The sequence below is a fragment of the Desulfonatronospira thiodismutans ASO3-1 genome (genome assembly GCF_000174435.1).
In the GTDB taxonomy this organism is placed as follows: domain Bacteria; phylum Desulfobacterota; class Desulfovibrionia; order Desulfovibrionales; family Desulfonatronovibrionaceae; genus Desulfonatronospira; species Desulfonatronospira thiodismutans.
Map to the genome: position 1 here is coordinate 833,640 of NZ_ACJN02000003.1, position 24,313 is coordinate 857,952.

Consider the following 24,313-nt stretch of genomic DNA (forward strand, 5'->3'; position numbering starts at 1 on the left):
GCAACCCGTCTGAGCACGGCTGTCCGGCCTTGTCATCCGCGCTGGGAAAAACAGATTTTAAAGTCGTCTCCTGGAAGAGGACCGTCCGTGTCATCGCAATGTTTTGCTTAAGTGTTCAGTAGTCGCGCTTCCAGAAGAGAAACACCCCGCCGTCGGCATCGGCCTCCACACTTCCTTCCAGGGATATCCTCGGGGTAAGCTCAACCTCCACCGCCACTTCGTCAGACCCCGGAGCTGTCCCCTTCTTGACCTGCATGTAAACCCTTTCATGCACATATCTGCCCAGGCCGAACTGCAGTTCTCCTTCATCGTCCCTGGTGACCTGGATGTCATCCACTCCCACCAGGGACCGCACCTGGTCCATGACTCCCGGACCGGCCTCCCCTGTTGCCAGAGTACGTACGGCATTCAAAAGGGTCAGCGCCTGAAAGGGGGTAAGATCTGAGAGGTCCCGTCCGAAAAGAATCCAGGCCAGGATTTCGTCCTCATGCATGGGCGGATCTGACTCCAGGTCCAGATCCGGGTTCAGGGCGCGGCCGTGAATACGCACAGTTATATTCCTGTCCCTCTGGCGGTAGTGCGCCCTCATATCCAGGGTGGGGTCCGGGGGATATGCCCCATCAAGATAAACCTGGGAATCACGGTCCAGATCGAACCTGCGGTCAAGGAATGTAAAGCGGCCTCTTACAGGGCTCAGCTCCCCGCGTATCCTTGGTTCATGGGCCTTGCCGTCAATATAGAGGTGTCCGGCCCATTCAGAGTCAAGGCCCCGCCCTCGCACATATACACGGGCTGGAAAATTGAGCTCCAGGTCCAGATCCACTGGATAGTCTTCCAGATCCATCTGCCTGGGCGGGGGAGGCAGATCACTTGGAGGCTTGTTCTTTTCCGTTACATCAATGTGCACCACGCCTGGTGGGGACCCCGGAGGCAGGCGCGCGTCTATGCTTCCAAAGGTCAAGGACCCCTTTACTGAAGCCCGGGTCATATCCCCGGAAAGCTCCAGGTCGCAGGAAGTTATATTGACTACAGCCAGCGGATGTCTCAAAATATTGGTATTCTCAATCTGCAGATCGAAATCCCAGGGCATTTCCATTTCCGGATCCAGACCAAGACTGCCACTGCCCCTGATCCTGCCCGCCTCACCATCACTTGCTGCAAGCTCTTCCAGGACTACCTGGTCGTTTCTGCCCCGGATCAGCGCATTGATATCCTTTAAGTAAACCCCGGCCACTGTATGCTCAAAAACGCCGTCATCCAGTTCTATTTTTCCGTCCAGCTCAGGCTCATGCAGTGTTCCGGATATATCCACCCCTGACTGTAAAATACCTGAAAGGGTAAGCTCCGGCGGCAGGAAAAGGGGAGCCACCTTGGCCAGTTCAACATCGGAAACCAGCCTGCCCTGCAGGACAGCCGGATCCTGCAGTTCAAATACCGCCGGTTCAAGGGAAAAGACAGCAGGGAGGCCAAGCTCCAGACCGAGAAGTTCATCAGGGCCCTGAAACAAAGCGGCTTTGAGCTGCACTGCACCGTCTTCCACAAGCAGGTCCGCATTCACGTCCAGACGGGGCATATCTTCCATATCCGGGTGCCTTGATCGAAGCTCGCTTAGCCCGACCCCTGCTGTGACCACCGGCCCGGCAGGATCTCCATGCACCTTGAAATCACCGGTCAGCCGGCCCTCAACAACTTCGAAGGCCTCCAGGGGAAGCTGGCTCAGTAAAATATCATGCAGCTCTGCCTCAAAAAACACTTCTTCAGAATTAAGGCCGCCGTGAAATTCCAGCCGGCCGTCTCCCCAGGCCAGCTCACCCGGACTTATGTTTATTTCTTCATCCCCCACCTTTACCTGAAAGGGCTTTAAAAGGGAGAAATCTTCAAAGGCATAAATGCCCTGCAGCACATCCAGGTCTATCAAATGATCCCCCCTGTCTAAGGAGTATGAGGCATCAGCCTTGAGCTCCAAAGGATACACAGCCCGGCCCTCCAGACTGGTGACAAGGCCTAAGTCCGTATCCTGCCCCTGCACTTCAGTCTCCCATGAGCTGAGATATGCCTCACCCAGGTCCAGGCCGGCCAGGTTCAGCTCGATATTGTAGTTCCTGTCGGCAAAAAGGTCCTGTCCCTGCCCTGCAAGCTCCAGGTAGACAACGCTCATGCTGTCAACCAACAGGTCCATGGCCTGAAAATCCAGGGTCGCGTCCTGCCTGTCCCGGGTTTTGTCCAGGAAAACACTGCCTTGAAGATCGCCGTAGATTTCCAGGCCGGCCAGCCCGGCGAAGGCGGACAGTTCCGGGACATCCACGTCCAGCGCACCTTGAGCCAGAAAAGTATCCAGATCCAGATCCAGGTCCCCGCGCACGCTGGAATCAAATCCGGATAGAAACAGGTTGGCCACCTTGAGATTTTTTTCAACCAGCTCAAAGTCGGAGCCAAGCTCCACACTCCCCTGCTCTGAATCCAGTGAGGCCTGGACTTTTCCCGAAAAACTCTCCCGGGTATAAACCGAATCCACGGAAGCCTGGATATCCATGAGATCCAGGTCCGCACCAGGCTTAACCCCGTCAAGACCGGCATCCAGATTCAGTTCGAGCTCCTCGGGGCCGCCCCTGGCCGTGGCCCTTGCAGACAGGCTGCCGCCCGTCTCCCGGTCCAGGGTCGCTCCCAGAAACTCCAGGCTGGCCATGTCCAGGCCGGCCTCAATGTCCATATCCATTTTTTTCAGGTCCACCAGCCCGGATGAAAAAAACTCGGCCTCCTTGGTGATGAGCTCCAGTTCTTCAAGCTCAAGGATGTAAGGTTCAGACATGGATGCTGCAGCTCTCAGGCCCGGCTTGTCACCCACGAGAGCATCAAGAAGGTCCTGCCCGGAGCTGAACTCTTCACCGGAAAGGGACAACTGCAGGTTGTAGGTCTCCTCTGCAATATTTCCGTGAGTATCGGCCTTGAAGTTTAGAGAACCTGCAAGCTCCAGGTCCGCAGCTTCCTCGGGCATGAGATTTTCCAGGGCAGAGATTTTGCTTTCCAGTGCAGCCTCGAAATTTAGATCATCAAGGTCAATCCGGCCCCGGGCAAGGGCTTCCAGATTCCGGGAGACAAGCCTTAGCTCCTTAAAATCCACCAGGCCGCTGTCGGCGTAATCCACATCAAAACCGATTTCCATTTCGCCGGGAAGCTGCGGATAATGTTCATACCCCAGCCCCTGGAGCATTACCCTGCCCCGGGCCAGGGCCGTGGTGCCGTTTACTTCACCGGGATATTCCAGATCCGCCTGCAGGTGAAGACTTGCCAGATCCAGGTCATGCCCCTTGAGTTCCTCCAGCCAGAGGTTCACCTGGCCTCCCGGAGAGGTGACCGGCCCATGAAACTCTGCTTCGAGCTCTGCAGGACTGGTGGAAGCAAACTGTGCCTTATCCAGTAGAGGATTTAAATCTTGTACCAGCATCTCAGCGCTGCCCTGCATAAACATTTCATCCAGGACAAGCTCGGCCCGGGAGTCAAGACTGAACTGCTCCGAGTCCAGGTGCAGGCTCTGCAGGCTCAACAGGTTTTCAGCATAATCCATGCTCAGTTGCGTTTTCAGATGCAGGGGGTGGCCTAAGTAAAAATCCAGGGGCTCGGGAGCTATTGCCGGGCTTATGGAAGCTTCTGCATCGGCCGAAAACTCCAGGCTCTCCTCCAGGAGCTTCATATTCATGTCCATGGCCAGGTCCAGAAGATCTCCGCCCCTGACCGTCAAGCTGCCCGGCCAGTCCTGGACAGGTCCCGTGCCTTCCAGGACAAGCTCCAGGCTGTCGGGCATATCTTCTGCAGGAACGAGTGCAGGCAGTGTGGCCGAATCGAAAAAACGCAGGTACAACTCCAGCTCATGGGAATTGTGAGAAAAATCCATGGACATATCCAGGCTGGTTTCATCTTTGTCCAGCCGGCTGATATTCAGGCCGTCCACGGCAAATCCTGTCTGATACGCCGACAGCGCCCCCTGCATAAAGAACTCTGCTTCTTCCCCCAGGACCTCTTCACCCATGCGCGCTCTGTCCAGATACAGGCTTTCCACGATAAGAGGCGGCAACGGCCATTTCCATTCAAGCTTCTTTTTAAGTTCATCAGGCACTTCAGGTTCTTCCATGGGCTCAGTGTGCGGAGCTCTGGACATGTAAAGGGCCGCGGCTCCGAGTTTTCTCACCACTATCCGCCCCTGAAAAAGATCCCCCAAAGACCAGTCAAGCCCTGAATCCTGCAATTCCAGCCAGACACCGTCTTTATCGTGTATTTCTATGCTCTGGACCTCGAAGTTGAAAGGAATTCTGCCCGAGATACCGCTTATCTCGACCCGGCCGTCTTCCCAGACCAGGACCCGGTTCAGGGTGGACTCCAGATGCTTCTGCCCGGAATCTGTCTGCAGCCAGGCCAGGGCCGCCCCCACAAGGAGCACCAGCAGCACCAGCAGGATGCCCAGGGCAATAATTCCACGTTTTATATATCTTTTCATCTTAAATGATGCACCTCTGATCTCTGATCTTTGACATCTGACATCTTAAAAAGCCTGCCCGATGCTCAAATAAAGCTGATATGCCGAGTCCTTGCTTCTGCGGTTCAGGGGAAAGGCAATGTCAGCCCTTAAGGGGCCGAAATCTGTATAATAGCGGTAGCCGATACCTGTTCCCCACCTGAGATTTTCAGAAAAATCCGGGTATGAATCCTCGTAGGCCTGTCCGCCATCCAGAAACATCACCAGACCTGAGTTGCGGCTGAGCTTGAACCGCAGCTCCGTATTGACCTCGGCCAGGGCCAGCCCCCCTATGGGATCACCATCCTCCATGGGCCCCACCTTCTGGTAGGCGTATCCCCGGATGGAGCCTCCGCCTCCGGCATAAAACCGCTCGTCCGGAGGCACTTTTCTTTTGTCTTCCGCCCCGATGGCCCCGTAGGCCACCCTGTTGGCCAGAACGATCCTTTGAGGCCAGAGCTCCAGGTAATTGCTCAGGCTGGCATAAGTCTTGAGAAACCTGGTTTCCAGATCCATGGTGTCCAGAAAAGGAGTAAGCCTGAGGTTGAAGCGCAGGCCCTGGGAAGGGTCCAGTTCATTGTCACGGGCATCATACAGGAGGTTGCCCGGGAAAAAAAGAAGCCCCAGGTCTGTTTTCTCTCCCATCTGTTCAACCTGGGCCAGTCTGTAGCCTGCTCCAGCGCCCACGGATAATTCACGGGTCAAATCGCGGTCCACGGTGCCTGTGGCGGATATGCTGGTGGCATCATAGGCGTCCTGGTATTCTTCCCTGTAGCCTGATTTGAGGATGAGGCGCTGATCCGGGCGCATGAAGCTGGGAATGGTATAGCTTCCGCCCAGAAAGCGCTCCACATCCGAAAGCTGCAGATCCGCTTCCAGTGTCTCCCCTTTGCCCCTGAGGTTTCTATGTACCCATCCCAGGCGCAGTTCCGGTCCTATGTCCGACTGGTACCCAATACCGGCCCTGAAGGTCCTGGGAGACCTCTCACGCACACGCACCTGCATGGGCAGCAGGTCTTCTTCATCCAGTTCATATCCATGGTTCACCTCCACCACGGAAAAAAGGCCGGTGGCCATAAGATCCCGGCGCAGACCCTCCATTTGCGGCGCTCTGAATTCATCTCCTGTTTCCCAGGGGACCCTTTCCAGGACCACTTCCTCCTGCACCCGTTCCAGGCCGACTATTTCCATGTCCCCGAAACCGGCCCGGGGACCGGGATCGAAGGCCAGATATACGATTGCGCTGTTATCTGCATGATCAATGACCACCTCCTGGACCCGGGTCCTGGGAAAAGGATGGCCCCGGGCCTTTAAATAGCTGTCCAGCTTTCGTGTGGACTCCTTGACCGTGGAAGACCGGATCCTTTCACCCTTGTACAGGCCGAGCACTTCAGGGTCGGGCACTTCCCCTTCCCAGTCGGAGTCCTTGGGAATGATCTCCACATCTTCAATGAGAAATTCCGGGCCCTGGTTGACCTCAAACACTACACGCACAGGGGTCTCATCTTCATGGATGGTGTAGGTGATGTCCGGGGCGTAATATCCAAAGGACCGAAGAGCTCCGACAAACTCCGGGATGTCGTCCCTGACTCTTCTTTTTAACTGAGAAACGCTCACCAGCGGCCGTTCTTTAAGGGCGACGGTATCCGATACCTGGTTTAGTATCTGGCGCATGCGCGAATCAATGTCCCCGCGGAACTCGGTCTCATATGAGGTCGCTGCCGGGTCCTGCTCCTGCTGGTCCGCGGAGGCATAGCCCTGCAGGCCGTACAGAAGCAAAGCCAGAAAAAAAAGGATGGAGATCTTGGTTGTCATGGGGGGATAATATTCAAGAACACTTGCCGGGGCAAGGACTTGTCGACCTGAACCCAAAAATATTGGTGACTGTTTTCACTTACTGCTCAACAGAATCGCCCGGAAGGTCCATGTCCATCCAGGACACAACCGGGCTATCCGATATAATTGGGTATATTATTGAACAGGTCAGTGGTGAAGGTGACCATCTTTTCCATTATCCAGGGAAAGGAAAACAGAAGAGCCAGAAATATGGCAATAATTTTGGGGACAATGGTCAGGGTCATTTCCTGGATCTGGGTGGCGGCCTGCAGGATACTTATGGTTATGCCCACTATCATGCCGATGCCCAGCATGGGCAGGGAAATCATCAAAGTGGTCTCGATGGCGTGCCTGGCAAAACCTACTACAAACTCGGGTGTCATAATGCTGACTCCATGTCGGGTTAGAAATTCTTTTTTGTTTATAACTCTGGACGATCAGATACTATCGCGTAACACTCTTAATTTGCCGCACTTTTCAATATCTCAAATGTCCATATATACTTAAGACACATCCACTTGAAATCATGCAGTTTTTTATATAGCTCAGATAACTGTTCACCAAGATAATGATCCATACCACTCAACCCCCGAATCCCCTGATCCCCCAATCCCTCAATCCTGAATTCCTCAATCCCCCAATCCCTCAATCCTGAATTCCTCAATCCCCCAATCCCTCAATCCTGAATTCCTCAATCCCCCAATCCCATAATAAGCCGTCAGACGAAGCTGTTGACCAGCGACCCCACCAGCAGGTTCCAGCCGTCCACCATGATGAACAGCAAGACCTTGAAAGGCATGGAAATCATCACCGGGGGCAGCATCATCATGCCCATGGACAGAAGAATACTGGCCACCACCATATCCAGGATCAAAAAGGGTATATATATGAGAAATCCGATCTGAAAAGCCGTCTTGAGCTCACTGATCATAAACGCCGGAATAAGCAGCATGGTGGGCACATCTTCTCGGCTTTCGGGCCTTTCCATCCCGGTGATGGAGTAAAATACGGAAAGGTCACGTTCCCGGGTATGCTTGAACATGAACTCCCGCATGGGACCCTCCGCCCTGGACAGGGCCTCTTCATGGCCGATTTCTTCGTTGAGATAGGGCTGCAGGGCAGTCTGGTTTATTTCCGACCCGATGGGAGCCATGATGGCCACGGTGAGAAATATGGCCAGGGCCGCCAGCACCTGGTTTGGAGGCATCTGCTGGGTGCCTATGGCGTGCCTGATAAAGGAAAATACGATGATAATGCGGGTGAAGCAGGTGATGGTCAAAACTATGGCCGGGGCCACAGACAGGATGGTAAGCAGGAAAAGTATTTCCAGGGCGACAGCAATGTTGTCCGGCTGAGCCTCTTCTCCGGAAAGCTGCAGCGACAGGGAAGGCAGTACTGGGTCCTGGGCCTGCGCCAGTACAGGCCACAAGACAAAGGCCAGGCTAAGTACTGTCCAGGTCAGAGCTTTTCTGATTAAGCACCTTGGAAAAATCTTGTTCTTGTTCATGGTCCGCATCCATTTCTTTTAACAGATTGATCTGGGTGTCGGTGACCCCCAGTACCAGGTATTTATTCAAGAAACGGACCACAACGATATTTTTCCTGGGACCCAGGCTCATTACGGCCTTGGTCTGTAGATATTCCGACCCTGACCTGCCTAATCCGGCCTTATGGCCGTATTTTTTCAGCAGGTAATACAAAAGAAAAATCAGGGCGAGAATAAGAAACAGGGCTGCAGCCATTTTAATCCCGGCCAGGCCCATGTCCATGGAATTTCCAACTGCGTTATCCAAGCTGCTTGATCCTTTCAACAGGGCTTATGATGTCTGTAAGCCTGATTCCGAACTTTTCATTGATGACCACGGCCTCCCCCCTGGCTACCAGCTTCCCGTTTACCAGCACCTCCATGGGCTCGCCGGCAAGCTTGTTCAGCTCTATCACCGAGCCCTGGCCAAGCTGGAGAAGCTCGTTTATGAGAAGCTGGGTGCCGCCTAACTGGGCAGTCACCGTCAAAGGAATGTCCAGGATGAAATCCAGGTCTCTCTTGGTGCCTTCGGGCTTCTTTTTGGCATCCTCTGTCAAGTCTTTGAACTGGGCCTCCTTGCTCTGAGAGGACAGGGACTTCTGCTTCTGCTCATCCTTGAAGCTTTCCTCTTCTTCAGAAGCCAGGGCTTTGGCCCATTCATCCGCCAGATCGTCCTGGGACATTTCAGAGGACTCATCCTCCTGCTGCTGAGCGGTTTCCTTTTCCTGGTCAGCGGAAGGTTCATCCTCCTGCTCTTCCAGGGCCTTGGCCCATTCTTCGGCCAGTTTATCCTGATCGTTTTCTTCTTTGTTGTTGGGGCTCATAATCAATCCTTGATTCTAAAAGTTGGTCTCCTCTTCCTGGACCACCTGAAACGCCTTGTTGCCCTTGGTGAATCCCGGAACTCCGTGGAATTTTAAAACACCCTGCACGTAAGCCTTGAGCAGATCCTCCTGGTCGGTGTCCAGCATCAGAATATCCCCTGCCTCCATGTTCAGAAGCTGCCTTCCGGTGATCTGAGTTTTGCCCATGGTTACATTAAAGTCCACGGGGATTTCCAGCAGTCTTTCCTTGAAACGGCTGAGCCAGGCATGATCCACTTCCAGACGCTCAGACTGGTATGAGGCATAAAGCTTGGAGCGTATGGGCTCTATGGTGGCGTAGGGCAGGCAGACCACCATGGAGCCTATGGCGTTTTCCAGTTCCACCTCAAAGGTCACCACCACGACCACGTCGCTTGGAGGTACTATGGTGGCGAACTGCGGATTGACCTCGGACCTGGTGAGCTCGATGTTTACCTCATGTACAGGGCGCCAGGCGTCTTCCAGGTTGGAAAGCAGCATCTTGGACACCTTGACCACGATGCTTTGCTCAATGGGAGTAAAGTCCCGGCCCTCTATCTTGGGCTGCGAGCCTGTCCCGCCGAAAAAATTTTCCACCAGGGCGAATACCAGCCTGGTGTCGATTATCATTAGAGCGTTGCCGCGCAAAGGATCTATCTTGAAAATATTAATGCTGGTGGGCACCGGCAGGGAGCGCATGAAGTCCCCGAACTTGGACATGTCTATGGATATGGGGTTGAAATCCACCCTTTTGCGCATGGCATTGGCCATGGTATTGGTAGCCAGCCTGGCGAAGCGGTCGTTGATAATTTCCAGCACCGGCATACGGCCCCGGATTATGCGGTCCTGATTGGACAGATCAAAGGTTACTACCCCGGAGTCCTCTTCAGGCACATCGGTTTCAGTCTCAACTTCCCCGCCCGTGAGCCCCTGCAGCAGGGCATCCACTTCTCCCTGGTCAAGTATCTTGTTCATAAATAATCCACTGCCTCACTGCACCACAAACTCTGTAAAATAAACCTTATATACCTTGTTCTGGCCGATGACCTGGTTTATGCGCTCCACGATCTCGTTTCGCAGGTTGATTTTCCTGTCCATGGTGCGCAGGTCCTCAAAAGTCTTGCTGGACAGCAAAAGAAGGATGGCATCCCTGACCTGGGGCCTCTGGTCCTCCAGCTCATTGGCGGCACTGCGGTTCACCGCCTCCACCTCCAGTGTGGTACGCAGATATCTGCGCCCCAGGGGGTCCGCCAGGTTGACCACGAAGGGTTCCAGCTCCACCATGACCGTATCCCTGGGCCTTTCGTCCTGCTCCGGGGCATCCGGGTCATCCGGTTCACTGTCCCGCTGCTCCATGAAGTAATTGTAGCCGAAAAAGCCGGCAGCACCCAGTACTCCAAGGATGAGCAAAATAAGAATGAGCTTTAGCCACAGAGGCCGCTTTTTCTTTTCTTCCTTGCCGTCTACATTATTTACGTTCTTTTTATCTGCCATAAGATTTTCCGTTTAATCATTATAATCTGTATATTGTTTGAGAAGTTGTAAAGAAGCAGATTTTTTTTTACCCTGGACTTTTTACGAATGCCCGCCTGCGTGCTTCCCTGCATGGCAACCCGCATCACATATATGTATCCGGGGTCTTTTTCAGCAGAATCTCCACCCGCCGGTTGCGCGCCCTGCCCTCTTCGGTCTCGTTGTCACCCACCGGGAAATGCTCGCCGTAAGCAGACACAGAAAGTCTTTGCTGCTTTACATCATTTATGAGCAGATACTCCATGACAGCCATGGCCCTTTCCGCGGCAAACTCGTAATTATCCATATGGATTCCGGGGATATTGTCCGTATACCCGGCCACGTTCACCGGGGCCGGCCAGGCCTTGACCAGAGGAATCACCTGGTCCAGAATCTGTCTGGCCTGGGGCTGCAGACGGGTCTCGGCAAACGGAAACAAAAGCTCCCCGGTCATCATCAGGGCTATTCCTTCCGGCCGCATCAAAATCTCCAGGTTTTCCTCCAGGGTACTTTTACTGATCTCCGGAGGAAGCTCTTCCTCAGGAAAAAGAAGGTCCTTGATGCGGTCCTCTTTCTCCAGAATCTCCCATGGATTCTCCAGTACATCCTCTATAATGACGAATTCGTCCGGAAGCCGACCGGCTGTCTTGGGAGTCAGAAAACCTGTATCCTGCTGAAATACTGTCACGATTTCCTGTACATACTCCCGGTCTAAGGAGGCCATGCTCAGGACCAGGACGAAAAAGGTCAGCATGACGGTCACCAGGTCTGAAAAGGTGAACATCCAGATGGGCTTGGGTGCGCCGCCCTTTTTGGATTTACGTCTGGCCAACCTTATACTCCGTAAGCCTTAACCCTACAGCAAAACTTATGACTGACCTCCGGGGACTGTCCCGCACCTACTTGGGAATGATTTCATGAAATCGCTGGAACTTGCTGAGAAATCAAGTAGGTGCGGGACTGTCCCCAATTAAGATACGATATGATATTTTATAAGTTTCGCTGTAGGGTTAAAGATCAAAAATAAAATCCCTGTATTCGACCTCGTCCGGATCATCAGGCACCCTGCGCCCGGCTTCCTCAGCCTCCAGGTGCTTCCAGGAAGGATTACGCCTGTCCAGGACGATTTCCACTCTGCGGTTCTGCCGCCGGTTGGCCTCGGTACGGGTGCCGTACCTGGGCTGAAACTCGCCGAATGCCTCCAGACGGACCATTTCCGGGTCCACCCCCTGCTCCATGATGTAGCGGTAGACATTCAGGGCCCGGTCCAGGGACAGACGCCATGTAGGATTTATAATGACGTCATCCTTCAGGGCCTGCCATCCGGCTCCAAACTCGTCCCGTACCAGGGATGTATGACCGGCAAGCAGCACAGGATATTCCAGATCCTTGAGTACCGGCACCACCTTGTCCAGAACCTCTATGCCCTCACTGGAAAGCTCAGTTTCGCCGGGTTCATAAAGAAGCTCGGTATTGATGGAAAAGATCTGCACAAATCTTTTTTCCAGAAAATTAAGGTCCTTTCGCTTGTCATCCCACAAAAGGGGCATCAACTGCTTCAAATCCCCGACGTCTTCATCGAATGGCCCGGGCTCCAAAGCTCCCTCGATCTCCATAAGATCCAGGACATCCACTTTGCCGGGGCCCATTCCCTTGCCGAATGTACCCTGGATGGCCCCCATGACCATTTCGATCTTGCGCCGGTCCTCAAACGAAGCATAGGTAATGAGCAGAACAAAAACAGTAAGAAGAAGAAGCATCAAAGACAGAAATGGAAGCAGCCAGGGTTCCACATCATCATCTTCTTCTTTTTTTTTCCTGTTGGAACGCGGCATATCTTTAATCCGAACTGCGCCTTATTTTTGGCGGCAGGTAACTGTTAAACTTTTCTTCTATAATCCTTGGGTTTTCACCTTTGGATATACACAGGATGCCTTCAAGCATCATTTCCTTGACAAGTATTTCTTCCTTGCTCCTGGTCTTTAATTTGCCGGACATGGGGACAAAAAGGACATTGGCCAGAATTACGCCGTAAAATGTCGTAATCAAAGCAATGGCCATGGCCGGACCGATGGCAGCCGGGTCGTCCAGGTCCTGCAGCATGAGCACCAGTCCGATAATTGTCCCGATCATGCCCATGGCCGGGGCAAAGGCCCCCATGGCCCCCAGTATGTCCGCCCCGGTCTGATGCCTGTCCTCAATATGTGATATCTCGGTCTCCATGATCTCCTGGATGGTCTGGGGTTCCATTCCATCCACAGTGAGCTGCAGTCCTTTCTTGAGATAAGGGTCGTCAACTTCCTTGATCACCGGCTCCAGGGAGAGGATCCCTTCCCTGCGGGCCTTGTTGGCGTATTGTATGAACTGCTCGGTTATAGACGCAGGGTCTTCGACTTTTTTCATGAAAGCGTGCTTTATCACACCCACCAGTCCCAGCACATGTCCCAGGGGATAGTTGACCATGGTTGCACCTATGGTCCCCCCCAGTACTATAAGAGCCGCCGGAAAATTGATAAAAACAGCCGGACTTCCGCCCAGGGTGATGGAAGTAGCGAACAGGCCGAACGCGATGACTATGCCGAGTACAGTGGAAATATCCATGAGGACCCTGTTATTATTGTCGTTTTAGCCCTTTTCCGGGTGAAATAAATACTGCCATATTCTTTGGCCCAGATCTGGTTGAACCTGGTAAACAAAAAAAGATACAGGTGATTAAAGTTCTCCTGCAAGGTTTATCGGCCCAGGGCCGTATTTTGTTTAATGTTTATCCCGCGTAAGCATTGAAGGTGCACCCGGGTCTTGGTCCAAGAAGCAGGCTGCCTACCCGCACCAGGGTGGCCCCCTCTTCCACCGCCTGGACAAAATCCTGGGACATGCCCATGGACAGATGGGGAAGCCTTCTGCCTGTTTCCTGCTCCAGAGTGTCCCGCATCTTTCTCAGTCCTGTAAAATAGGGCCTGGATTCTTCAGGGTCATCCGCCAGGGGGGGCATGAGCATAAGCCCCTGAACATCCAGGTGATCCATCCGTCCGGTCTCTTGGATAAGTTCCGGTACATGGTCCGGATCTACACCGGCTTTTTGCACTTCTCCGGCCAGGTTGACCTGGATGAGCACCGGCTGGACAATCCCCAGCTCTGCAGCCTTTTTTTGCAAGGCCCGCGCCAGTTTTACGGAATCCAGAGAATGCACCAGGGAAAAATGTCCAGGAATGAACCTGGCCTTGTTGCTCTGCAGGCTACCTGTAAAGTGCCATTTTATTTCCAGATTTTCAAGGTCTTTGATCTTTTCCAGTCCTTCCTGGACATAGTTCTCCCCGAAATGTACCTGCCCGGCTGCTGCCAGGGCCCGGATCCTGTCCAGGGGCTGTCTTTTGGAAACAGCCACCAGGGTCACTTCCCTTGCCGGATCAGCACTTTTTTGCAGGGCCATTTCAATTTTTTTCCTGACTTTGTCCAGGTTGTCTGCCATTTGCTGCCTGGCTTCCTCCACAGGTAAATCCCGGCTCAACATATTTCTTTCTCCTGATGAAAAGTAAACTCACCCGGCTCTGTGTCATCCTGTCCCGGAGCCCCCAGCCTGGCAAAGATCAGGTATCCTGTATGCGCAACCATGCGGTCTTCGGGCCTTAAACGCTCAGGCACCGGCTTGTATCTCCTGACCAGAATTTCCAGCACCTCCACTGAGCTGAAGGAGCCATCCTGCATGGCTGACAGAAGGCTGCTCACCTGATTCACCGTAGGCAGCAGAAAACCCACCGGAGCACCGGGAATCAAGGCCCCGGGGATATGCTCCAGGTACTCCCAGGGGGTGCGCACGTCCAGAAAAAGAGCATCAGCCTTTTCAATGCCGAATCCCTGCTCGATATCGCCGTCTGCGATCTGTACCCTTGACTCCAGTCCTATTTTTTCCAGGTTTTCCCTGCACAGGGAGGCAAACTCCTGCCTTCGCTCAAAAGAATAAACCCGCCCGGCGTCCCCGACAAACCAGGCCAGGGCCGTAGTAAGAGCCCCTGATCCGCACCCCGCCTCTATAACCCTGCATCCTGGGCCGATGCCCAGCTTGATGATAATATATCCGATATCCTTGGGATATATTATCTGGGTACGGCGCTTGACCGATTTGATCAGATCGTACAGGGTGGGCTTGAGCACGGTATATGCCCTGCCTAAGTGCGTATGCACCACTGCCCCGTATCCCTGGTGCACGACATTTTGCATTTGAAGCTGGCCGTCATTGGTGTTAAGGACATCTTCTGTCTGCAACACGCGAAAGTAACGCTTGCCCTTGGGGCTGACCAGCATTACCAGTTGTCCTGGTTCAATCATTAATTATCCTCCGGGTTGACTTGGATCAGCGATTATTGAAATATTCTTTTGCAGGCTTTAAACCAGAATTCTCGGGCGGCACATGTTTTCTGGCAAAATATAACAGGCTTGAGCAAACAGGGATCCATCCTCTGTAATGATTCACCAGGGGAATGCTTTTGCCGGGACCAGAATCAGGATCGAACCAGAACCCATTATCCATTAATCCCTCAATCCACAGAATCCATTATGCCCTGTTTTATATATGATCTCAAGACTGCAGATTCGGGCCGAACATCCACAGGAGACCTGATCTCACATGGCTGATTACCTGTTTGGACCGGTCATGTCCTCCAGGCTGGGCAGGTCCCTGGGCATTGACCTGCTGGGGGACAGGATATGCTCATTCGACTGCCTGTACTGCGAATCAGGCCCAACCACGCAAAAAACCATTGTCAGGCGGGAGTATGCAGATTCCGGGATAATCCTGGCCGAACTGGAAAAGTGGCTGAATGACAACCAGGGGGATAAGCCGGATCATATAACCCTGGGGGGAGAGGGCGAACCCTGCCTGAATCTGCAGCTGGGCAAAATCATCCGGGACATAAAAAAAATCGAGCCGGACATTCCCCTGGCAGTCCTGACTAATTCCTCACTTCTGGGGGACCCTCAGGTACGAAAGGAACTAAGGAATGCAGATGTTGTTTTACCCTCTCTGGACACATTGGTCCAGGAGGAGTTTATACGCCTCAATCGGCCCTGTGCCGGCCTGGACATCCAGGAAATCGCCAGGGGACTTGAAGCTTTCTGCAAAGAATTTTCAGGAAGGGTCCTGCTGGAGATCCTTCTGGTCCCGGGGATAAACGATTCCCGGGAAAACATGGAAAAAATCACCGTTTTTTTAAAAAACCTGGACCATGAACGGGTGGACCTGTCGGTAATGAGCAGGCCCGGAGCACACATGCAGCTCAAAACACCGGATCATGAGACCCTGCACAGATGGCAAAAAGCCCTGCATACCCCTTTGACAGGGGCGGAAACGGGCACAGGGCCCGGCACCAGGGGCAGAGCTGCAAGCGTTTCCACCATAATGGATTCCATCCGCCGCCGGCCCCAGACCCTGGAACAGCTCTGCAGCGCACTGGGGACCGCCCCGGAAGAAACATCTGCCATGCTTGATGAGCTGGTCCAGGAACAAAAAGTCCGTGCCCTGGGGCACAGGAAAGAAAAATTTTACACCTTAAAGGAATTTTAAATGAGCAATGCCCAGAAAAGAAAAAGAAAGATGTTTTTAAGCGTTCTGCCCGGGGAGCAGATCGAACTGGTCCTGGCCCTGGACGGGGTGATCCAGGAATACTACGTGGAGATGCTGGGGCAGATCAAGACCAAGGGCAATATCTACAAGGGCAAAATTCACAATATTGACCAGGCCCTGCAGGCTGCGTTCATCAACTACGGAACAGGCAAGAACGGCTTTTTGCAGGTGGACGAGGTTCACCCCGAATACTACCAGGCGGAAGTAAAGCCGGGCAAAGGCCATAAGTACCCTCCCCTGCAGAAGGTCTTAAAGCCCGGACAGGAACTTCTGGTCCAGGTGGTCAAGGAACCCACCGGCAACAAGGGCGCTTTTCTAACCACATATCTTTCCCTGCCCGGGCGTTATTTCGTGCTTACCCCTGGCCGCGAACAGCTGGGCATCTCCAGAAAAATCGAGGACGAAAAGGAAAGGGAAAGACTCAAGGGAATCGTGCAGGAGCTCAAGCTTGACGAAGGTCTGGGGGTCATAGTCCGCACCGTCAGCGAAGGTCAGAACAAGACATCTTTGTCCAGGGATCTGCAGTTTTTAAAGCGCCTGTGGAAGGAAGTACGCAAAAAAGGGGTGGCCGAAAAAACCCCTGCCCTTATTTACGAGGAAAAAGACCTGGCCTTCAGGGCCGCCCGGGATTACCTCACCGAAGATGTATCCGAGATCTGGGTGGACAATGAAGAGGTGGCCCAGCAGGTACAGGAGTTTGTAAACCTGATATTTCCCAGGCGTAAAAAAATGGTCCGCATCCACAGCGACCCTGAAAAGACCCTGATGGAACGCTTCAACCTGGAAAAGCAGATCAGCCAGATCTTTTCCAGGGAGGTGGAGCTGCCCAGCGGAGGACGCCTGGTTTTCGACCAGACCGAAGCCCTCATGGCCGTGGACATCAATTCCGGAAAGATAGGCGGAGAAAAGGATTTCCGGGAAATGGCCTTCAAGACCAATCTGGAAGCCGCTGAAAACATCCCCAGGCAGCTCATGCTGCGTGACGTGGGCGGCCAGATTGTCATAGACTTCATCGAAATGCGGGACAAAAAACACATAAGCCAGGTGGAGAAGGCTCTGCGTGCCGCTCTCAAGTCGGACAAGGCCCGCACTGATGTAAGCCGCATTTCCAGATTCGGCCTGATCCAGCTGGTACGCCAGAGACTGGGTATTTCCGCCCTGTCCGTGATCATGGAAAGCTGCAGACACTGCCAGGGTACGGGAACCATCCGCAACCTGGAGTGGCAGGCCCTGCAAGCCCAGAAGGAAATTTACCGCCTGCTGCGCAGGAAAAGCTGCCCCTCCCCCCTGGAATTTCCGGTGGACCAGGATCTGGCCGTTTATCTCTTGAACCACAAACGGGACAAACTGGTGCACATGGAGCAGCAGTTCGACAACCAGGTCCTGATTACACCCAGGGAGGGCTGAAGGCTTGCCCTCCAGGGTGCTTCTGCATATCTGCTGCGGTCCGTGCTCGGTGTTCCCGGTGACTTCTCTTCTGGAGCAGGGCCATGAGGTAATGGGATTTTTTTACAATCCAAATATCCAGCCCCTGCAGGAATACCTTTTGAGAAGGGAGGCCGCAGAGCAGGCTGCCGGCGAGCTTGGCATCAGGATGATTTTTCAGGATCAGGACGTGGATCCCCGGGTCTTTCTGCGCCAGGTGGCCTTTCGCGAAGACAGAAGATGCTTTCTTTGCCATCAGATGCGCCTGGAACGTACACTCTCAGCAGCCCGCAGAGGCGGCTTCAACTTTTTCTCCACCACCCTCATGTTCAGCAGAATGCAGCCTTTTGAACAGATCCTCGCCCTGGGCAGGACCCTGGAGACTGAAAAATGCCGATTTCTGGACCAGGATTTCCGCCCAGGCTGGCAACAGGGAACAGAAAAATCCCGGGCCATGGGACTTTATCGCCAGAATTACTGCGGCTGCATCTACAGCGAGTTTGAAAGATTCAAGAGCAGCCTGCCACAAAATGAACAGTAGTTTTCACCGCTACTGCAAACCCCTTTGTACGGCTTATGCTGCTCTATATTCACGTTCCTTTCTGCCGCACAAAATGCGCCTACTGCGCTTTTGCCTCCCAGGAGTATATCCAGGAGCCCGCCGCTGTCTACCTGCGCCTTGTGCAGCAGGAACTGGAGGTACGCAGCAGACAGATACAGCACAGAAAAGTAACCAGCATATACATGGGCGGCGGCACCCCCACTGTACTCCCAGTTGCATCCCTGGCCCGGATTGTGGACGCTGTATACAAAAACTTTGACCCCGTGCCTGGATGCGAATTCACCCTGGAAGCCAACCCGGAGAACATCCTGGAGATGGATGACCTGCAGGTCTTTTCTTCCATGGGCATAAACAGGATCAGCCTGGGGATGCAGAGCCTGGATGACCAGCTCCTGGGTACCCTGGAGAGGGGCCACGATTCCAGGCAGGCCATAAAAGCCGCCCGCATGATCCGCCAGGCAGGCTTCGCCCTACTCAGCCTGGATTTCATCTGGGGGATTCCCGGGCAGACCCTCAAGGGCTGGCTGGGTGAACTGGCTCATGCAGTTCATCTTGCACCGGACCATTTATCCTGCTACGGCCTGGGCCTTGAGCCGGGCACCAGGCTCACAGCCCGGATCCGGGCCGGAGAACTGGAAATGCCGGAGGAACGTGCCCAGGCCAGAATGTATATGCACGGTGCCGAATACCTGGAGTCCTGCGGATTTCTGCAGTATGAAATATCCAACTTCGCCCGCATGGGATACAGCTGCAAGCACAACCTGGGCTACTGGGCAGGAGAGCCCTTTCTGGGAGCAGGCCCTTCAGCTGTATCCACAATAGACGGCACCAGGTGGCAAAACCCCCCGGCAATCCGCGATTACCAGACCCTGGGGGGAAAAAATTTCAGTGACCTGGAATTTGAAAAACTGTCTTACACCCGTAAAGTAAATGAACTGGTCATGCTTTCCCTGCGGACCTCCAGGGGGCTCAATCTACATGATTACAAACATCTCACAGGTCAGAGCTTCAGCCGCAGGTACGCCGGGATAATCAAGGCCCTGCATCAGAACAACCTGATACGCATGGCCCACGGCTATCTGCGCCTCACCAGAAACGGCATGCTGGTCAGCGACAGCATCCTGGAAAAATTCATGGAGTAGCACTACAATAAAACTTTTTTTTCAACCATTAACAATTAACTGATAACTTTTAACTCGCAAGATGAACAGCACAAACAAGATAATCACAGCCCCCGACTTTGCAGAAAAAAGACACAGCCTTTTGCGTCAAAAAATTGTATTCACCAACGGCTGTTTTGACCTCCTGCATGCCGGTCACGTGGACTACCTGGAAAAAGCGCGCTCCCTGGGGGATCTGCTGGTGGTGGGTGTAAACAGCGACTCATCAGTAAAGCGCATCAAGCCGGGTCTTGACCGACCGGTGAATACCGAAACCGACCGGGCCAGGGTCCTGGCCGGCCTGGGCTGCGTGGATCAGGTAATTATCTTCGGGGAGGACACTCCGTACAGTCTCATAGAAAAGGTACGCCCGAACATCCTGGTCAAGGGAGGGGACTGGCCAGTGGAAAAAATCGTCGGCCGGGACATTGTCCAGGGCCTCGGCGGGGAGGTGCTGAGCATCCCCTTTATCCGGGACTGCTCCACCACCGGTATCCTGGAAAGAATCAAACGCGGCTTCTGACAGAGCGGCTACTTTTTCTTCCCTGCCTGTTTCTTTTTGCTGCCGCCCTGGGTGGTCTTGCGGGTCTGAGCGCTTTCCTGAGCCTGGCTGCCGGGGCCTGATTCATCCAGGTGCAAAAGAGCCTGCATCTGCTGAAAACTCTGCTGCAGGGTGAATTTCTCCTCGATGTCCTGGCGCAGAAAATCATTGATGGGCCTTACCAGCCGCACTGCCTGATCTATCTCCTGGTTGCTGCCCTTGACGTAGGCCCCGATATTGATCATATCCTCCACCTTTTCGTAGGCTGCCAGAAGGCGGATGACCTTTTGCCCGGCTTTGACCACGTCCTCCGGGGTCACGTCTTTTCTGAGCCTGCTGACGCTTTTTAAGACATCAATGGCCGGAAAATGGCCCTGGTCAGCCAGTTCCCGGGTGAGCACGATATGCCCGTCCAGGATTGAACGTACCGCGTCGGCCACGGGCTCGTTAAAGTCGTCTCCTTCCACCAGTACGGTATAGATGCCGGTGATGCTGCCTTTACCGCTCTTGCCTGTTCGTTCCAGGAGCTTGGGCAGATGGGAAAATACCGTTGGAGTATATCCTCTGGTGGTGGGAGGTTCGCCAGCGGCCAGGCCCACTTCGCGCGCAGCCATGGCAAACCTGGTCACGGAATCCATCATGAGCAGGACGTCCTTGCCCTGGTCCCGGAAATACTCAGCCATGGCCGTAGCTGCATAGGCCGCCCGCATCCTGATGAGCGGCCCCTGATCCGAGGTGGCCACCACCAGTACGGACCTGGCCATACCTTCGGGTCCCAGGTCCTTGTCTATAAATTCCAGTACTTCCCTGCCACGTTCTCCAACCAGGGCGATGACGTTTACATCGGCTTCCGTGTACCTGGCCATCATGCCCATGGCCGTACTCTTGCCCACGCCGGAACCGGCCATGATCCCCACGCGCTGGCCCTTGCCCAGGGTGAGCAGTGAATTGATGGACTTGATGCCCACGTCCAGGGGCTCGTCTATCCTTGGTCTTTGCATGGGGTTTAAGGGGGCAGCGTAAAGAGGGTAGTATTTCTGGGGTATGATTGAGCCGTCGTCCTCAAGGGGGGTGCCGAAGGCATCCACCGCCTTACCCAGGTACTTGCTGCCCACGGGGAACAAAGGCGGCATGGAAGAATTGCGGATCAGGCTGCCTGGTTTAATGCCGCGCATATCCCCGTAAGGCATAAAAAGTACTGCCCCGTCTCTAAACCCCACAACCTCGGCATTGATGGCGCTGTCCTCGTGAGCCTCGTCGGGCAGAAGCTGGCATATGGCCCCCAGGGGGGCCTTGAGTCCACGGCCTTCCACCACCAGACCCACCACCTTGGTTACCTTGCCGTAGGTCATCACCGGGTTCATATCCCGGACCAGATCCAGGCACGCCCCGGCATCCAGGCTCATGAGCCGTCCTCTTTCAAGGAAATCTTGTCCACCACTTCCCTGACCTTGCTGTACCTGCTGTCCAGGGTGTTATCCACCATGCCCTGACCGCTTTCCAGCACCAGGCCGCCCTTTTGGATCTTTCTGGAGGCTCTGACTTTGCATTTGCCAAGTTCTGGATGCTCATCGCCGGCCTTTGCCAGCAGGTTCTTTATCAGTTCCTGGTCATTTTCATGGACTTTAATGGTCAGCTCCCTGGACTGTTCCATCTGCTCCAGGGCTTCACGCAGAAGAGACTCCATCACCCGGGCATAGTCATCATCGATCTTCTGACCCACTACCTTTTCCAGGCCTGCCTGCATGACCATGACCAGGTTTTCCCGGTGCCTTTCGCATATATCCTTTTTTTCCTTGTGCATCTGGCTTAAAAATTTCTCAAACTTCTGGGCCAGGTCCTTTTTCTGCTTTTCTATTTCTGCTTTGGCATTTTTCAGGCCTTCTTCATACCCTTGTTTCACCGAGTCCTCGCGCATCTGACTGGCTTCCTGCATGGCCTGGTTCAATATTTCCGAAGCCTTTTCCCTGGCCTTTTCCTTGACCCGCCCCAGAAACTCCTGCTCCTGGTCAGGAGTAATGGTCCTGGCGGCACTTTCAGCCTCCCGGTCCATCTCCTCCAGGCCCCTGCTCTGCAGGCCGAAAATAACCCGGCCCATCCTGGCTTTGCCGGTATTATCAGACAAGGACATCCCCTCCTCCTTTGCCGGCTATAACTATGCGGCCCTCAGCCTCCAGTCGGCGCACGGACTTGACAATATTCTGCTGGGCCGCCTCCACGTCGGAAAGCTTGGCCGGCCCCATGATTTCCAGGTCCTCCTGGATCATGCCCGCGGCCCTCTCGGAAAGATTGGAAAGAAACTTGCTCTTTAGTTCTTCTGAAGAAGTCTTGAGGGCCATGGTCAGGTCTTCGTTGCTGATTTCCTTTAAAAGCTCGCGCACCGCCCTGTCGTCCAGCGCCTGGATATCCTCGAACACAAACATGAGCTGGCGGATATCTTCGGCCATCTGCGAGGATTCTTCCTCGATATCCGAAAGGACCTCCTCCTCCACGCTTCTTTCCACAGAGTTGAGTATCTCGGCCACTGCCTGAACCCCGCCCACCTTGCGGCCTTCTTTGGCTCCTATGGCTATAAGCTGGTTCTGCAGCACCTTGTCCACCTCCATGAGCATGTCCTCGGGAACAGCCTCCAGCCTGGCCAGACGCATGAGCACTTCGGTGCGTATCCCGTGGGGCAGGTTCTGCAAAAGTTCAGCGGCGTTTTCCGAAGGCAGATGCCCCGTAATAAGCGCCAGGGTCTGGGGGTGTTCGTTGCGCAGAATCTGGGACAGAATCTTGGGACTGACATTTATCAGTTCCCGGAAAGGAGCCGGTCCGGTGTCAAGCTCCAGGGCGTCCATGACGTACTTGGCTGTGTCCGAATCCAGAAGCTTGGTAAGCATTCGCTTGACATGATCAGGTCCTCCCATGAGCATTTCCTTGCCCGCAACCAGGGTCTGGTTGAATTCCTTCAGGACCTCCTCGGCCTTTTCCTTGGGCACGGACTCCATCTCCAGCATGGCTTTGGACACGCTGGTGATCTCATTCTTGTCCAGGCGCTTGAAGACTTCGGCCGTAAAACTGTCTCCAAGGGCCAGGAGCAGGATGGCTGTCTTCTGGACACCGCTCAACTTTTCCGGAGGCACTTATACCCTCTCCTCTTTAAGCCATTTCTTAACTACTGCAAAGGCCTGGTCAAAGTTCTCCTCGGCCAGCTGGGAGGCAAAGACCTTGATGCCTTCCACACGCTTCTGGTCCTGCATGCCTTCCACTTCCTCCTCGCTCATGCCGGGAGCAAGGGCTTCTCTCTCGCCGCCCTCGGGCAGACCCTCGGCTTCCTCTCCCTCTTCTTCGGCAACCTTGGGCTTCAATATGGTCATGATAATGGGCCTTACCACAAGAAGGAGGAAAAGTAAAACCAGCAGGGCGTTGAGCAGGGGCTTGCCAAAGGTCTGGAAATACTGGGCCAGGTTGTCCATAAGGGTAGGTTCCGGCTCTACTTCGGGGGCGCCGAAATCAACACTGCTGACCTCTATGGAATCTCCGCGTTCCTGATCAAAGCCCACCGCCCTTTCCACCAGCTGCTGAATCCTCTGCATCTCCTCGTCAGCCAGGGGCTCGTAAACCATTTCCCCGGCATCGTCAGTAACATGCTGCCCGTCTACCAGTACAGCTACACTCAACCGGTCCACGCTGCCCACTGAGGCCACTATATTGTGCTCTTCACGGCTGATCTCAAAATTCGTGGTCCTGTCGGACCTGGAGGTCTCCTGAGTGGTGGCCGGCCCTTCAAATCCCTGCTGAAAATCCGGCTCAGGCACGCCTTCCTCCATAAAGGTCCCGCCACTGCTTTCCTCAGTGGATCTCTGTTCACTGCGGACAACGCTTCCGTCAGGATCAAAAATTTCCTGCCTGGTTGTGCGCCTGTCGAAATCCAGGTCCGCATTCACTTTGGCTATAACCCTGCCCGGACCTGCAAAAGGCGTCAGCATATGTTCGATACGCCGTTCCAGGTCCCTTTGAAAATTGAGCTGGTATTCCAGCTGAGTGCTGCTCATACCGTCCAGGAGATCTTTCTGGGGCTCGTAGAGTACCCTGCCGCTGGTGTCTGATATGGTCACCCTGTCGCTGTCCATTCCTTCGACACCGGTGACCACCAGGTTGACAATGCTCTGGATCTGGCTGGACTCCAGCCTCTGCCCGGACCTGAGCTGAAGGACTATGGAGGCCGAAGGCGGAGTCTCTTCTTCAATAAAGAGACTGCGTTCAGGCATAACCAGGTGCACCCTGGCGTGTTCCACCTCGGAGAATTCTGATATGGTCCGGGCCAGCTCACCCTGCAGGGCCCGCTGATAATTGACGTTCTGCACAAAGTCAGTCTGGCCTATGCCTGTATCGTCAAAAAGCTCGAAACCCATACCTTCCCCGCGCAGGACACCTTCCCCGGAAATGGCCAGACGCATCTTGTGCACCTGGTCTGCGGGAACAAGAATGGTAGTGCCGTCATCCTCGAGCTGGTAGCGCACGTTCTCACTTTCCAGGATCTCCACCACCCTGGAGGCATCCTCGGGATACAGATCCGAGGACAAAACCCGGTAATCCGGCCTGGTGATGAAAAACATCAGAAAGGCAAAAGCAGCAATGACCGAAAGGCCGAGCCCGGCCACCAGAATGCGCTGGGGCACCGAGCTGCTGGACCACAGACTGGTAACTTTTTCCTGCAGATCTTGAATGAACGGGGGCATGCTGGAATCCTTTATCTGGTTCAGGGTTCAGGTTTGGTGATCTTAATCGAAAACAA

The 24,313-nt window shown here is 54.1% G+C and carries 22 protein-coding genes; 5 read left to right on the forward strand and 17 right to left on the reverse strand.

What is annotated here, in order from left to right:
- Nucleotides 1-115 precede the first annotated feature (115 nt).
- The 13 genes from DTHIO_RS15720 to DTHIO_RS15785 form a co-directional block, all read right to left on the reverse strand.
- Nucleotides 116-4,492, reverse strand: a complete 4,377-nt coding sequence (locus DTHIO_RS15720; RefSeq protein ID WP_008871248.1) for a translocation/assembly module TamB domain-containing protein — start codon at nucleotides 4,490-4,492, stop codon at nucleotides 116-118.
- 45 nt (nucleotides 4,493-4,537) lie between these two features.
- Nucleotides 4,538-6,325 carry an autotransporter assembly complex protein TamA gene (locus DTHIO_RS15725; RefSeq protein WP_008871249.1) on the reverse strand — a complete coding sequence of 596 codons (1,788 nt, stop codon included), beginning with the start codon at nucleotides 6,323-6,325 and terminating at the stop codon, nucleotides 4,538-4,540.
- A gap of 134 nt (nucleotides 6,326-6,459) precedes the next feature.
- Nucleotides 6,460-6,729 (reverse strand): flagellar biosynthesis protein FliQ, encoded by a 270-nt coding sequence (gene fliQ, locus DTHIO_RS15730; protein WP_008871250.1) that lies wholly within the window; start codon nucleotides 6,727-6,729, stop codon nucleotides 6,460-6,462.
- Nucleotides 6,730-7,064: 335 nt separating this feature from the next.
- Nucleotides 7,065-7,853 (reverse strand): flagellar type III secretion system pore protein FliP, encoded by a 789-nt coding sequence (fliP, locus tag DTHIO_RS15740; RefSeq protein WP_085928978.1) that lies wholly within the window; start codon nucleotides 7,851-7,853, stop codon nucleotides 7,065-7,067.
- Nucleotides 7,789-8,139 (reverse strand): flagellar biosynthetic protein FliO, encoded by a 351-nt coding sequence (gene fliO, locus DTHIO_RS15745; RefSeq protein ID WP_050775221.1) that lies wholly within the window; start codon nucleotides 8,137-8,139, stop codon nucleotides 7,789-7,791. Before fliO ends, fliP begins: the two co-directional genes overlap by 65 nt.
- Entirely contained in the window at nucleotides 8,132-8,695 is a 564-nt protein-coding gene (gene fliN / locus DTHIO_RS15750) for a flagellar motor switch protein FliN (protein ID WP_008871253.1), read from the reverse strand. Before fliN ends, fliO begins: the two co-directional genes overlap by 8 nt.
- 15 nt (nucleotides 8,696-8,710) lie before the next feature.
- Entirely contained in the window at nucleotides 8,711-9,688 is a 978-nt protein-coding gene (gene fliM / locus DTHIO_RS15755) for a flagellar motor switch protein FliM (RefSeq protein WP_008871254.1), read from the reverse strand.
- A gap of 15 nt (nucleotides 9,689-9,703) precedes the next feature.
- The gene (locus DTHIO_RS15760; protein WP_008871255.1) at nucleotides 9,704-10,207 is read right to left on the reverse strand and encodes a flagellar basal body-associated FliL family protein; all 504 of its coding nucleotides are present in this window, start codon (nucleotides 10,205-10,207) and stop codon (nucleotides 9,704-9,706) included.
- Between the two features lie 124 nt (nucleotides 10,208-10,331).
- Nucleotides 10,332-11,057, reverse strand: coding sequence for an OmpA/MotB family protein (locus DTHIO_RS15765; RefSeq protein ID WP_008871257.1), 726 nt, complete (start codon nucleotides 11,055-11,057; stop codon nucleotides 10,332-10,334).
- Between the two features lie 178 nt (nucleotides 11,058-11,235).
- A complete protein-coding gene (locus DTHIO_RS15770) occupies nucleotides 11,236-12,060 on the reverse strand; it encodes an OmpA/MotB family protein (RefSeq protein WP_008871258.1) in 825 nt (274 codons plus the stop codon).
- 4 nt (nucleotides 12,061-12,064) lie between these two features.
- Nucleotides 12,065-12,826, reverse strand: coding sequence for a motility protein A (locus DTHIO_RS15775; protein ID WP_008871259.1), 762 nt, complete (start codon nucleotides 12,824-12,826; stop codon nucleotides 12,065-12,067).
- Between the two features lie 163 nt (nucleotides 12,827-12,989).
- Nucleotides 12,990-13,736 (reverse strand): YggS family pyridoxal phosphate-dependent enzyme, encoded by a 747-nt coding sequence (locus DTHIO_RS15780; RefSeq protein WP_008871260.1) that lies wholly within the window; start codon nucleotides 13,734-13,736, stop codon nucleotides 12,990-12,992.
- Complete coding sequence (locus DTHIO_RS15785) at nucleotides 13,730-14,551, reverse strand: tRNA (adenine-N1)-methyltransferase (protein ID WP_008871261.1); 822 nt, start codon at nucleotides 14,549-14,551, stop codon at nucleotides 13,730-13,732. Before DTHIO_RS15785 ends, DTHIO_RS15780 begins: the two co-directional genes overlap by 7 nt.
- Before the next feature lie 298 nt (nucleotides 14,552-14,849).
- Here DTHIO_RS15785 and DTHIO_RS15790 point away from each other — a divergent pair, with 298 nt between their 5' ends.
- The 5 genes from DTHIO_RS15790 to rfaE2 all read left to right on the forward strand — a co-directional run bounded on the left by DTHIO_RS15790 (nucleotide 14,850) and on the right by rfaE2 (nucleotide 19,515).
- Nucleotides 14,850-15,785 carry a radical SAM protein gene (locus DTHIO_RS15790; protein WP_008871262.1) on the forward strand — a complete coding sequence of 312 codons (936 nt, stop codon included), beginning with the start codon at nucleotides 14,850-14,852 and terminating at the stop codon, nucleotides 15,783-15,785.
- Nucleotides 15,786-17,252, forward strand: a complete 1,467-nt coding sequence (locus tag DTHIO_RS15795) for an Rne/Rng family ribonuclease (protein ID WP_008871263.1) — start codon at nucleotides 15,786-15,788, stop codon at nucleotides 17,250-17,252. It begins immediately after the preceding gene.
- 4 nt (nucleotides 17,253-17,256) lie between these two features.
- Nucleotides 17,257-17,811, forward strand: a complete 555-nt coding sequence (locus tag DTHIO_RS15800; protein ID WP_008871264.1) for an epoxyqueuosine reductase QueH — start codon at nucleotides 17,257-17,259, stop codon at nucleotides 17,809-17,811.
- Nucleotides 17,812-17,846: 35 nt separating this feature from the next.
- Nucleotides 17,847-18,974 (forward strand): radical SAM family heme chaperone HemW, encoded by a 1,128-nt coding sequence (gene hemW / locus DTHIO_RS15805; RefSeq protein ID WP_008871265.1) that lies wholly within the window; start codon nucleotides 17,847-17,849, stop codon nucleotides 18,972-18,974.
- Between the two features lie 61 nt (nucleotides 18,975-19,035).
- Nucleotides 19,036-19,515, forward strand: coding sequence for a D-glycero-beta-D-manno-heptose 1-phosphate adenylyltransferase (gene rfaE2 / locus DTHIO_RS15810; protein ID WP_008871266.1), 480 nt, complete (start codon nucleotides 19,036-19,038; stop codon nucleotides 19,513-19,515).
- A gap of 8 nt (nucleotides 19,516-19,523) precedes the next feature.
- Here the strand turns inward: rfaE2 and DTHIO_RS15815 are convergent, their stop codons facing one another.
- From DTHIO_RS15815 to fliF, 4 genes are read right to left on the reverse strand one after another with little or no spacing between them, the layout of a single operon-like run.
- Nucleotides 19,524-20,939, reverse strand: coding sequence for a FliI/YscN family ATPase (locus DTHIO_RS15815; protein ID WP_008871267.1), 1,416 nt, complete (start codon nucleotides 20,937-20,939; stop codon nucleotides 19,524-19,526).
- Nucleotides 20,936-21,664 carry a FliH/SctL family protein gene (locus tag DTHIO_RS15820; protein ID WP_008871268.1) on the reverse strand — a complete coding sequence of 243 codons (729 nt, stop codon included), beginning with the start codon at nucleotides 21,662-21,664 and terminating at the stop codon, nucleotides 20,936-20,938. The genes DTHIO_RS15815 and DTHIO_RS15820 overlap by 4 nt, the downstream gene beginning before the upstream one ends.
- Nucleotides 21,651-22,658, reverse strand: coding sequence for a flagellar motor switch protein FliG (fliG, locus tag DTHIO_RS22125; protein ID WP_008871269.1), 1,008 nt, complete (start codon nucleotides 22,656-22,658; stop codon nucleotides 21,651-21,653). Before fliG ends, DTHIO_RS15820 begins: the two co-directional genes overlap by 14 nt.
- Nucleotides 22,659-24,257 (reverse strand): flagellar basal-body MS-ring/collar protein FliF, encoded by a 1,599-nt coding sequence (gene fliF / locus DTHIO_RS22130; protein WP_008871270.1) that lies wholly within the window; start codon nucleotides 24,255-24,257, stop codon nucleotides 22,659-22,661.
- Nucleotides 24,258-24,313: the final 56 nt, after the last annotated feature.

Bases quoted from the DNA above. Each gene is read 5' to 3' on its own strand.
- DTHIO_RS15790 (WP_008871262.1), top strand. From the start codon at position 14,850: ATGGCTGATTACCTGTTTGGACCGGTCATGTCCTCCAGGCTGGGCAGG.
- DTHIO_RS15780 (WP_008871260.1), bottom strand. From the start codon at position 13,736: ATGTTGAGCCGGGATTTACCTGTGGAGGAAGCCAGGCAGCAAATGGCA.
- rfaE2 (WP_008871266.1), top strand. From the start codon at position 19,036: ATGAACAGCACAAACAAGATAATCACAGCCCCCGACTTTGCAGAAAAA.
- DTHIO_RS15775 (WP_008871259.1), bottom strand. From the start codon at position 12,826: ATGGATATTTCCACTGTACTCGGCATAGTCATCGCGTTCGGCCTGTTC.
- fliP (WP_085928978.1), bottom strand. From the start codon at position 7,853: ATGAACAAGAACAAGATTTTTCCAAGGTGCTTAATCAGAAAAGCTCTG.
- DTHIO_RS15725 (WP_008871249.1), bottom strand. From the start codon at position 6,325: ATGACAACCAAGATCTCCATCCTTTTTTTTCTGGCTTTGCTTCTGTAC.
- fliN (WP_008871253.1), bottom strand. From the start codon at position 8,695: ATGAGCCCCAACAACAAAGAAGAAAACGATCAGGATAAACTGGCCGAA.
- DTHIO_RS15785 (WP_008871261.1), bottom strand. From the start codon at position 14,551: ATGATTGAACCAGGACAACTGGTAATGCTGGTCAGCCCCAAGGGCAAG.
- fliF (WP_008871270.1), bottom strand. From the start codon at position 24,257: ATGCCCCCGTTCATTCAAGATCTGCAGGAAAAAGTTACCAGTCTGTGG.
- fliQ (WP_008871250.1), bottom strand. From the start codon at position 6,729: ATGACACCCGAGTTTGTAGTAGGTTTTGCCAGGCACGCCATCGAGACC.
- DTHIO_RS15770 (WP_008871258.1), bottom strand. From the start codon at position 12,060: ATGCCGCGTTCCAACAGGAAAAAAAAAGAAGAAGATGATGATGTGGAA.
- DTHIO_RS15720 (WP_008871248.1), bottom strand. From the start codon at position 4,492: ATGAAAAGATATATAAAACGTGGAATTATTGCCCTGGGCATCCTGCTG.
- fliM (WP_008871254.1), bottom strand. From the start codon at position 9,688: ATGAACAAGATACTTGACCAGGGAGAAGTGGATGCCCTGCTGCAGGGG.
- hemW (WP_008871265.1), top strand. From the start codon at position 17,847: ATGCTGCTCTATATTCACGTTCCTTTCTGCCGCACAAAATGCGCCTAC.
- DTHIO_RS15795 (WP_008871263.1), top strand. From the start codon at position 15,786: ATGAGCAATGCCCAGAAAAGAAAAAGAAAGATGTTTTTAAGCGTTCTG.
- DTHIO_RS15815 (WP_008871267.1), bottom strand. From the start codon at position 20,939: ATGAGCCTGGATGCCGGGGCGTGCCTGGATCTGGTCCGGGATATGAAC.
- DTHIO_RS15760 (WP_008871255.1), bottom strand. From the start codon at position 10,207: ATGGCAGATAAAAAGAACGTAAATAATGTAGACGGCAAGGAAGAAAAG.
- DTHIO_RS15820 (WP_008871268.1), bottom strand. From the start codon at position 21,664: ATGTCCTTGTCTGATAATACCGGCAAAGCCAGGATGGGCCGGGTTATT.